Here is a 10,668-nt window from a genome sequence, read left to right as displayed (position 1 = left end):
ATGGAGTTCAAAGGTCAAGCTTTATCTACAGACGCAGTGTTCCGAAGTCAAAAAGGGGGACATCTCGACCGTCAAAACTTGCACCCGATTGTCAAAGCAATTGCACAAGAAGCCGGATTAAGCGAACTTGTTTCGGCTCAGTGGTTACGTCATGCCCACGGTTCTCACGCCATTGAGCGCGGGACAAATCCAGTGCTGGTGAAAGAAACTTTGGGTCATGCCAATTTAGCCATCACCGATCGCTATCTCAAGGCTAGACCTAATGACAGTAGCGCTTTAAACTTGATGGATCTTTGATATTTACATAAACTCTAAGACTTAAACGAGTGAAAATGCAGCATAAATAAGAACCAGTGGCATTGATTGCTACCGGAAACGAAACAAAAAACAGTTTTCAAATAGCCAAAGGGATTTTTCCCTAGCCAGCCCCCTCCATCGGCAATACCTCTTCATTCAGCAAGGCATAAAATTCCGGGACTTGATCCTCGACAAGCCGCAGTTCACTCGCGGCGATCGCCTCAAGTTCCAGTACTGTCTCCCAGCGCAAATCTTCAACCCATCGCTTGAGAATGCCTTTAATTGCCTCAACTCCACGAGAAATACCAGAGCGAAGTATTTCCACGCAATGAAGTAGAGTAATCCGGTCAGTTTGGGGCGGAACATAAACGGTAGTATCCTCCCCTTGGCAATGGGAGTTCCCTATAGCATTAGGGGGGGGTGTGGATACGGGCTGCTGATTGGGGTTTACACTATACGCAGCAGGGGTTTGAGCAGCGTAATAGGTTCGATTTTCTTTTTGATTACGCTTTTCCACGCGATGAGCAATTACATGCATTGCAAATTCTAATTCCTCTTTAGATAAAGAAAAAAGTTTCACCTGTTGACCGCGCTTGCCCTGCTTGCGGAAAGTCAGTTTTAGCCCCAGCTGCTCTATAAGAGTGCCTAGCAACCAAATAGGTTTACAGTCTAGGGGAATAGTAAACCCAAGAATTGCTTTGACGTGAGCAGCACAATTTTTAGCGATCGCCGTCATCTTGAGTAAGGTGGAATCGTCAGCAGTAACTTCATCACCCTTCACTAAAGAAGTGAGAATTTGATGCAGCCCCAGATTAAACCGCGCCAGCCACCGTGCGGAGTAATTGCCCCAGTCGATGCACAAAGGTAAATTGTCCCGCTCATTGCGGTCTTTTTGGGCGACAATTTGGGGTGGCGTAGGATAAGTTTGCCCAGTTTTGGGGTCAGTAAACGATTCTTCGGCTGGGGCTAAAATGGCCTCAAGTCCAGCAATTGCTCTAATTAAGCGACCACCTTTATCCATTTCTACGAGTGATTCGGTTACTTCGATGCCGTAAGAATCAGAAATGCGGAATTTTTCGCATTCAAAAATTTCATTAGGGTCAAGGTAATCTTTGCTCTGACGGGCACGGTACTCACTCAAAGTAATATTGTTAGCCTTGGCAACAGCCGAATTGTGGGCACTATCCAAAGCTTGTGCTGCTGCTTTTAGACTTTCGAGAGACTGAGGATCTGAATCATTTCCCACATATATAAATGTATTGCCCATTTCGGTGAGGAGCGATCGCAGATCATCGCGCAAATTATTGAGAGAATAGTGACGGTTAGCCTGGATTTGACAGTAAGCCTCAAGCGCCCAATCTTTCTCTGCGCCCCGCTTACCCGTTTCTCTGTCAATCCGCAACAGAAAAGCGGTCATTTCATTGGTTTGGAGCAAGCGCTCTTTAATCTTGGATGCGTTTGTATCCTTGTAACCAAAGGGAGGACGCGGGGCCACCCAAATATGAAATGGAACTTTCGGGCGATAGCGGTAAAGCTGTTGGGCGCACTCAGTAGCAGTTTGGGAAACGCCGTGAAAGACACCGAACACTAAATCAAAATGATACTCGGAAATATCGACACCAGTCCCCAGGCTAGGGGAAGTGAACAAGGCATCAAAGTTTTTGACGGCGTTGGTGATATCTTTGATGAAAGCGACATTCTCATCACTGCCAGAATTGTCAGAGTGAACCGACCAGATACGACATTTTTTTTGTGTATGTGATTTTTCGGAGTTAGATTCTTCGTATTTGATAGTAAAGGATTTGTCGAGTTTTTTGATAAAACGCTTACTGTCACTTGCAACCATAACTTTCTCACCAAGCATCAGCGCTGCCGAGATTTGGGCGACTAGAGCGCTAGAATTATCCCCCTCGTACCAATAAATTGTGCGTGAACCGTTTCGCCATTCGTTTTTAATGATGTAAGGTACTTCACCGAGTGGTCGCATTGCAAGAAAGAAGTTTACCGTTAAATCATCCATGTGTGCATCGGCAATCACCACTAACGGCGCGTTGTATACTATATATTCCAGTACTTCTAGGATTGCTGCACGGTGTTGTCTGCAAGTATTACTATGCAGTAAGTGGGTGAGGTATTGGCAAGCTTCATCTATAAATATGCAGCCGTAGGTGAGAGACTGAGTATTCAGCTTATGCAAGCTGTCAATAGTAATACTAAGGGCTTGGGACTGGGCTAAACCTGTGTAACCCAAGTCGGAATACATCGCCGTCCGCAAGCGTTCGGCAAGATTTTTCAACAAGTTAACCCGATGTCCATTGTTGAGAAATCTGGCATTAGGATTTTGGTCACGCCACCAGCGCATGAGTTCAGTTTTACCAGTGCCCATGTCGCTCCACAATACGACTAATCCAATTTCTGGAAAACGGAAGGATTTTTTGGGATTTTGGGTACTGGGTTTGTGGTCAGGGCAGTCAGAAATTATTAACTCTTGTTTTCCTTCTCCCTCTCCACAGCTTGTAGAGCTAACACTTGGGGTAAACAATTTTTCTTCTGCAATATCATAAAGTGGCGGGACAGATGAACATTTCTCCTCCAGATCCGGAATGCAGAGTGCTTGGGTCAAATATTTAATATTGACTGTGACATCTGGTTTATATTTACTTAGTCCCCATTTCTTAGCCCGATACGAACGTTGGTAATCGGCAAGTGATTTGGCATCGTCTATAATTGCAGTCAGCAGGGCATTGGCATCTTCACCCTTAGATACCACGAAATCATCTACACCTTTTTCTGGCCCCGGCAGTAATGCAACTTCACATTCACAACCTACTGCCTCAATCGCTTTGGCAGTGCGGACAGTGGCTTGAAACACCGACCACCTGGTTTTAGCTTTTGTTTCGTGGTCAAAAAGAATTATGAACTTGCGTCCCGCCTGAGCCATTGGTACTAAGTCAGGATGCAACCGTTCATCAAAATCCTGTTTGCCCACGCGCCCGTTCCAAATTCCCGGAAGTGCGATCGCTACAAACCCCAAAGAAAGCAAGCAAGCGGCTTTTTTTTCGCCTTCGCATAAGATAATCGTAATCTCTGGATGTTGCTTTACCCACTCCCAGAAAGTGATTTGTAAATCTTTCTGTTGAAAGTCAATGTTCTTCTGTTTCTGCTGCCGAACCCATGACCAGAATATTAAGGGATTGAGTATGCCTTTTATGCACAGTGCTACTCGGTAACTTAACTGGGCGATTTGCGTTAAGATTGCCGTAGTTTGTCCTAGTTGCAAGAGCGAAGGCAAGAGAGCGGCATTGCGAGAAGCAGCGTTGTTTCGACTTTTAACCTTTAGTTTTTTCCCACGTTTTGCAAAAAGCACTTGTGCAATATCGGGAACGCTGTAGCGGCGTGCAACGAGGTTCAAAATACAGTTGGGAACATCGAAATAGGTAACGCGGTTGGCGGTTTTAGGGGGTGACTCGTATTTAACTGGTTTACCTGTTTGCCAATCAAAGCGCGGGAAGTTGGGCTTAATCCGCCCCCAGTCCATCGGTTGCCAGTTTTTAAACGGGTCAAGTGATTGAATCCACGTCCCACCCAACAGCAAATGTTGATACAGCTTTAAGTATCCATCGGTGACTCGCCCTGCATTTTTGCGCGGAATTTTATCGGAGATGAACAGGTAGTCGTAGACTGATTCTCCTTCGATGTGGAAGAAGTTGCGCTTAATCAACGCCGGATGAATCGCACTACCAACTGTTAGCTCATCGTATTGGGCAGCCGTGAGATTGTTTGGGTATTCAGTTGTGGCTGCGTTCATCGGTTCTCCCCTTGCAATTCTTTGGGGAGAACTGTGTCTATCTGCGAAACTCTTGTTCTAGATTGGATATTCCGAAAATTCCCCTTCGCCGCAGCACAAAATTGCCGTGCGAAAGTTGCATTCGACCGCATACGCTCTTTTAGAGCGCTCTTAGGGCGTTCTCTGTTCGCCATGATTTTCCCCTGATTACTTGGTTGACAAGCTCAGAGGGGGTTGTATCAGTTATCAGTCAACAGTTAACAGTTATCAAATGTTGACTGATGACTGATAACTGGTAACTGTTATTCGCGCTGCTACTTCTTTTAACTACAAAATTCTAGATTATTCTTAACAAAACTTAATTTCACCTAAACCTGATGAATTTCGACAGCAAAAATTTACCATAAGAAATTGCGGAATCTCTATGGACACCCTATATAATAAGGAAAGCAGCGCGGATTTAACTCTCAAACAAATTTAGTGGTAATCGCAGTCGGCAAACTTTAATGACCGCTTCTTTTGTTCCTTCGAGATCAACTCCCGCTCTGAGGTTATATGGAATTTAAGACCCGCACAAAGCGCTACTCCTTAGTGGCGCTTTGTGCGTTAAGTTTTGGCAGTTTTGTATATTCACCTCCATGTTTCCGCTCAACTAGCTTGATCTTACAGAAGTTTGAGGATCTAGTATCTGGTATCAGGTAAGATTTATTTTCTTACTTCAGATTTTCCGTATTTTTGCTGTTTAGACATGTTTTGCGTACGCTACTTCTGTCTAATCAATGTAGCAACTTAATCATATATCCTAGAACGCCATTTTACACATCTAAACTTGAATTAATATTTGTAACAGATTAGATAATTTAGATGTTGTCAGCGAAATCGATGTAAATGTAAAGTATTAGTAGTAATTTTATAATTGCTTTTAAATATGGTACTAAGTAACAATTTAGACAAGATAGATATAGAGAAAGTACTGGAAATTTTAGAAGAGCAAGTATTGACAATTACTGGAAAAGAATTAACAGAAGCTGAAAAAGTTGTAATTAAAGGAGCTTGGAAAGCTGAAGATTACAATGAGATTGCGTGTAGCTCTGGGTATGGAATGTATTATTTACAGCAAAAAGTTGGGCCGCCATTATGGATAATGCTTACAAAAGTTGTAGGGAGAAAGGTAAAAAAAGCAAATTTGAAAGATATTTTACTTAAACTAGCAAAGAAGGATTATTTTAAAAGGTTAGAAGTATCGTACCTAGACAATGATTCCCTAGTAGGCAAAACTAAGATTTATGGAGAATTACCGAAAATAGAATATTTTTATGGGCGACAAGAGGAAATCAATTCTTTAAAAAATCAAATTATACTTTTTAAACAGCGTTGTATATCTATAACTGGAGTTGGAGGAGTTGGAAAGAGTTCCTTAGTTGTAAAGTTACTAGAAGAAATACTTTTTGAAAACTCAAACCTATATGAATATGTTGTTTGGAAAAAAGTAGAGAGAACTTCAACTATCAATGATATAGTTACAGAGCTAATTAAAGTTTTTGATATAGACCAAGGTAACGATGAATCTTTTAGATTTAAAGTTTCTTTGCTTTCAAAAAAACTTTCTCTTCACAAATGTTTATTAGTAATAGATGGATTTGAAGCTTTAGTGCAAGAGGGATTTTCTGAAAACAAAATAGAATTTGAAGATTTTTTAAGTGGGATCACCAAAGAACAGGGATTGAGTTGCACAATTATTGCAACCCAAGTACCTTTAAAAGAATTTAGTTATTTTGCTATAAATTTACCTATTTTGTCTCTCAAGTTAGATGGATTAGAAATAAGCGCAGCAATAGAAATGTTACATAATAAAGGATTACAAGGAAAAGAATGCAAAGAGTTGGTTGAGACTTACCGAGGAAATCCATCAGAGCTAGAGGCAGTTGCGGAGAAGATTCATCGTTTCTTTGGAGGAAACATTGAAAGTTTTTTTGAATATAGAACTACTGTAATTAGCTCTCGATTTCAAGCAATGCTACACAAGCAATTTGAGCCAAATGGTTTCTTGAATAATCTTCAAAAAACAATATTAATTTACTTAGCGAACGAATTAAAAGAAAATTCAACTCCTGTATCTTTCACTAAACTAATCGATGATTTAAAAGAGCAATTAGGTTTAAGTTTATCTATTTTTGAAATTATGGCAGATATAGATATATTAGAACAACGCTCATTAGTTGAAAGGATCAAGTATCAAGATAAAAAAGAAACCAGGTATACTTTACAACCAGTCATAAAAAAATACATCTTAATTGATCCTCTTGGGCTAATTCATGAAAAGTCTAATAAACCCAAAAAATCTACACAAACGGCTAATATTTTGTGAGTTACTGTATAAATCCTTTTTGTAAGGAACGCCACAATCCTGATGAGCAAGAAATTTGTTTATCTTGTGGTAATCCCTTGCTAATCAACGGGCGTATTCGTTTAGTTCGTCCGTTAACATTTATACATGGCAGATTTAATTATACGGATGTATTTGAGGTAGAGGATATTGGGATACATTCGTCAGAATCTCAAACAAGAATACTGAAAGTATTGTATTGGGATGATGATACTAAATACGCAGAGTTATTTCATAGGGAAGCCATAATATTACAAAGCTTTAAGCATCCTGGAATTCCTAAGTGTTATAGAGAAGATTACTTTACTTTTACATTAAATAACGATCTCCTCAAGCTGCCTTGTATAGTAATGCAAAAGTTTGAAGGAGAGAATTTAAAGCAGTGGATAGAATCTTATGGAAAAATTACGGAAAAATTAGCATACGATTGGTTGTTTCAATTAATTGAGATTCTTGACCTAGTTCATCGTTCTGGTTTTTTCCATAGAGATATAAAACCAGAAAATATTATTTGTCAACCGAATGGAGAACTAGCACTTGTTGATTTTGGAGGTGCGAGAGAAATTACAAAAACATATTTGGCAAAAGTTAGTACTAGTGGAGGAACTAGCACGGGTACTAGTTTGGGTTATGAAGTAACATCTGTTCGGACAGCTTGTTATTCTCCTCTGGAGCAAATTAATGGGCAAGCTGTACCACAATCAGATTTTTATGCGCTCGGTAGAACTCTGGTATATTCAGTAACTGGAACTCCTCTGATTAAGATTAAGAGCGACGATGAAACAGGAAAATTACTTTGGAGAGATAAAGCACAGCACATAGATAAAAATATTGCTGATTTGATAGATGATTTGATGGCTCCTTTTCCAGGGCAACGGCCGCAAAGTACTCAAGTAATAATTCAGAGATTAGAACGATTACCACTTCAAGCAAAAATTGAGCGATTAGTTAAATCAAAATTATTTAAAATTAGTTTAAGAGTATTGGGAGTCCTCGGTCTATTCGGTATAATATATAGCTCTCTCCCTTTGGCAGCAAATTATTATTTGAATGAAGGAAAGAAGGCTTACCAAGAGAGTAAATTTGATGAAACTAAAAATGATTTTAGAAAAGCAGTTCAATTAAATTCTAAATTAAATACTGTAGTAGCAGATTATCTTTTAATCCAAGGAAAAAAAGCTTATAAAGAAAATCAGTTAGTTCAAGCTGATAAAACCTTTCAAGGAGCAGTCAGTTTTAATCATGAGTTAACTTATTCAATCTCCAGTTTCTATTTTGAGCAAGGTTTGCGTCATCAAAATGAACCAAAAATTGCTAGAAATAATTACGAGTTAGCGATAAAATACAACCCTAAAGACGATACTGCTTATAATAATTTAGCAATTGCGTGTCAGCAGTTATATGACTATAATTGTGTTAATAAAACTTACGAAACAATTTTTAAGTTAAAACCTAACAAATGGGAATCACATTATGGATTAGGTGATTTTTATGATGAGCAGGGAGAATATGATTTAGCAGAAAAGCAATATGAAATTGCTATTAGAAGTAGCGATAAAGCTACGTTTGCTGTTGCTGCTTTGGCAAGATTGAAAAATAAAAAGGGGGATTATAGAGCAGCAGCTACTTTAGCTTTAAAAGGTTTGCAGAAAACTAACAATAGGGAATTACAAGCATCGTTGTATAAAGATTTAGGATGGGCAAGGTTAATGGAAAATAAGTTAACTGAAGCCGAAAAATATTTAGAAAAAGCGACAAAGCTAGATAGCGAAAGAACAGATGCATATTGTTTGCTATCTAAAGTGCAAGAATCATTAGGTCAATTTAATTACGCCAGAGTTTATATAGATGCTTGTATCTTGACTAAATCTAGTTTACCAGAAGTGTTTCGCTGGAGACAAGAACTGCTAGATCGCATACTTGATAAATGATAAGATGCTCAAGCCATTTATATTTGTAAAACAATGAAAAAGCTGATATGTTTTGGAGGAATGTGCTGTTTAACTTCTTTAATACTAATTCATCTACCGTTGCTAGCAAATGTACCGCTCATAAGAGTAAGAAGAAATCAGGTTCATTGCGATCCCCCAATGGGAAGGATAATAAGTAAGGGTAACAAGCACTTGGAAGCAGGGAGCTTAATTTGTAAGGGAGATACAATACAAGTTTTGAATGGTGATTATGTAGAATTTTTATGCTTTAGTTCTGGAAACATTTTAAAATTATCTAGTAGAACTGTTCCTCTTGATAAATGTGCAGAAGCTGAAGAAACCTTACCTACCTGCAATCCAAACAATACTAATGCTTGTCGCATACGAAAAAGTGGCGCAGAAGGGAGCGATGAGCCAATAATCATTTCGCCTCATAGCACATCAACATTGAATTCCCGTCCCGAAATAACTTGGGCTAATGTTAAGGGTGCTACTTCTTACAAAGTCAAAGTAAAAAGTTACGAGTTTGGATGGGAGAAAGTTGTAAATCAAACTAAGCTTACCTATCCAAGTGATGAAAAAGAATTTCAACCTGGGACTCCATATACAATATATGTTTTTGCTTATAAAGATGGTGAAGCTTTTAGCTATGATGAAACGTTTGTGAACGTATTGTCTATAGCCTCGCAAGAACAAATTGCACAAAAGATTAAACGCATCAAAGATTTAGGGCTACCTCCAGATGAAACTATTCAAGACGTAGATGCTATTTATACGGCAGAAAATCTTTTGAATGAAACAATTGAAATGTTAAAAACGGCAACAGCAACTGGTAGCCGAAATCCGACTCTTTACAGAGTACTGGGCGATCGCTATCTGAAGGCCAAGTTACCAAACGAGGCGAAACCCGAATACATCAAAGCAGTTGAGTTAGCAAAAAGCAGTAAAAATTCCAAAGAGTTACAAAAAGCCCAATCAGGGTTAAAATTAGTGAATTTTTACAACCAACTTCCAACCAATACGAAGCCACCCCAATAATAAGCCTTTTTATATTTAGGATTTGACAGTAAACTCAATTGCGCCTGGCGTAATGCTTCTGCTTTTGGCAAACTATTGTTCAAACCTTTATAAAATTCTTGCATAAGCAAAGCGGTAGAATCGGCTTCCACGCGCCATAAAGTAGCAACAGTACTACGCGCACCTGCTTGGGCAGCCATTCCCGCAATACCCATTGCTGACTGCTTGTTGCCCTTAGCTGTTTCGCAGGCGCTGAGAACAAGTAACTCAATTGCATCTTGACTATTTTCAGTTTTACCTCTGATTAAGCTGTCAAAGTCTCTAATATTAATTAGCTTGTCATAATAGGCTACCAGTACTGTTTTGAGTGGGTCAGAGCTAAATTGACCGTGGGTAGTGATATGTACAATAGGAAAATTCTTTTGAGTTAGTTCTTCTGTGAATCTTTTAAGAGTAAATTTTTTATCTAACAAGGCGACTGACGATTTAGTTTGTTTTTCTACATTTGCTATTTCTTGTTTAGATGGGAGCAAATTTCCCATGTTTTTAGGTGCATTCGGATCTGTAAAACTGGGGCTAGATTGTGATAACCCAGCTATTAAAGCTATCATCTGGTTCTCATGTAAGACTCTAGGTTGTCTAATTCTGGAACCTAAAGTTTCTGCAATACTGTAACGCTCTATTAAATGATGTTTTCCATCGTATAACAATGCCATTGGTATGCTTTGAAAAGATTTGTCTAAAGTGAATACGAGTGTTCCTGATGTGGGTAGATATCTTTTAATTGGTGCAATTAGTTTTTCATAAACTCCTTGAGAAGAAGTAGTAATGCTACTTTCGGCAACCTCAGAAAGTTTGTCATTTTGTAAAGCTTCTAAAAGATGATCTATCTGGAATCGAACTAGCTTAGAATCAATAGAATAGTGGTGAAGTGAGCCATCTGTTGACTGAGCAATTACTTCTATAGTACCCTCTAAATCAATTATGTGAATTACTGCTGGGGTGCTATTCAGGTTCTGAAGCTGATTCAAAGAAACAAGGTCAAGCTTGCCACATCTAAGAAAGTTTTCTAACCGTGCTATCTGTAACCCTTCGTTTATCTGTATTACTTTTCTTAAATCAGGATTAGGAGAGGATCATCGGTGAAAGGTTAAGATAAAGCGCTTTTTGTCAATCAGTTAAAATACTCAAAACATCCTTAATAAGAATGATAATCGTATGGAGGGAAGGGGGAGGAGGCGAGCGTCGCT

General features: G+C 39.0%; 6 protein-coding genes. 4 read left to right on the top strand and 2 right to left on the bottom strand.

All coding sequences use genetic code 11. The features are described from left to right. Positions 1-297 (top strand): tyrosine-type recombinase/integrase (locus H6G97_RS37070; protein ID WP_190945698.1); only part of this gene is annotated, 297 nt, incomplete at its 5' end. Positions 298-418: 121 nt separating this feature from the next. On the opposite strand, the gene H6G97_RS37065 is transcribed toward H6G97_RS37070, so the two are convergent. Continuing rightward, positions 419-4,105 carry a plasmid replication protein, CyRepA1 family gene (locus tag H6G97_RS37065; protein WP_242055807.1) on the bottom strand — a complete coding sequence of 1,229 codons (3,687 nt, stop codon included), beginning with the start codon at positions 4,103-4,105 and terminating at the stop codon, positions 419-421. 895 nt (positions 4,106-5,000) lie between these two features. On the opposite strand from H6G97_RS37065, the gene H6G97_RS37055 reads away from it, so the two are divergent. The 3 genes from H6G97_RS37055 (at position 5,001) to H6G97_RS37045 (ending at position 9,439) form a co-directional block, all read left to right on the top strand. Beyond that, positions 5,001-6,452, top strand: coding sequence for a helix-turn-helix domain-containing protein (locus H6G97_RS37055; protein ID WP_242055806.1), 1,452 nt, complete (start codon positions 5,001-5,003; stop codon positions 6,450-6,452). Further along, the gene (locus tag H6G97_RS37050) at positions 6,449-8,401 is read left to right on the top strand and encodes a protein kinase domain-containing protein (RefSeq protein ID WP_190945696.1); all 1,953 of its coding nucleotides are present in this window, start codon (positions 6,449-6,451) and stop codon (positions 8,399-8,401) included. The genes H6G97_RS37055 and H6G97_RS37050 overlap by 4 nt, the downstream gene beginning before the upstream one ends. Before the next feature lie 159 nt (positions 8,402-8,560). Continuing rightward, entirely contained in the window at positions 8,561-9,439 is an 879-nt protein-coding gene (locus H6G97_RS37045) for a hypothetical protein (RefSeq protein ID WP_190945694.1), read from the top strand. On the opposite strand, the gene H6G97_RS37040 is transcribed toward H6G97_RS37045, so the two are convergent. Continuing rightward, a complete protein-coding gene (locus tag H6G97_RS37040; RefSeq protein WP_242055805.1) occupies positions 9,400-10,449 on the bottom strand; it encodes a CHAT domain-containing protein in 1,050 nt (349 codons plus the stop codon). The genes H6G97_RS37045 and H6G97_RS37040 overlap by 40 nt on opposite strands. Positions 10,450-10,668 lie beyond the last annotated feature (219 nt).

The sequence above is a fragment of the Nostoc flagelliforme FACHB-838 genome, assembly GCF_014698065.1.
GTDB lineage: Bacteria > Cyanobacteriota > Cyanobacteriia > Cyanobacteriales > Nostocaceae > Nostoc > Nostoc flagelliforme_B.
Note: the sequence above shows the minus strand (reverse complement) of the source record. Positions and strands in the feature narration are given on the sequence as shown.

What these genes read in the sequence shown, in the direction of transcription:
- H6G97_RS37065 (WP_242055807.1), bottom strand. Translation starts at nt 4,105, where the DNA reads ATGAACGCAGCCACAACTGAATACCCAAACAATCTCACGGCTGCCCAA.
- H6G97_RS37045 (WP_190945694.1), top strand. Translation starts at nt 8,561, where the DNA reads ATGGGAAGGATAATAAGTAAGGGTAACAAGCACTTGGAAGCAGGGAGC.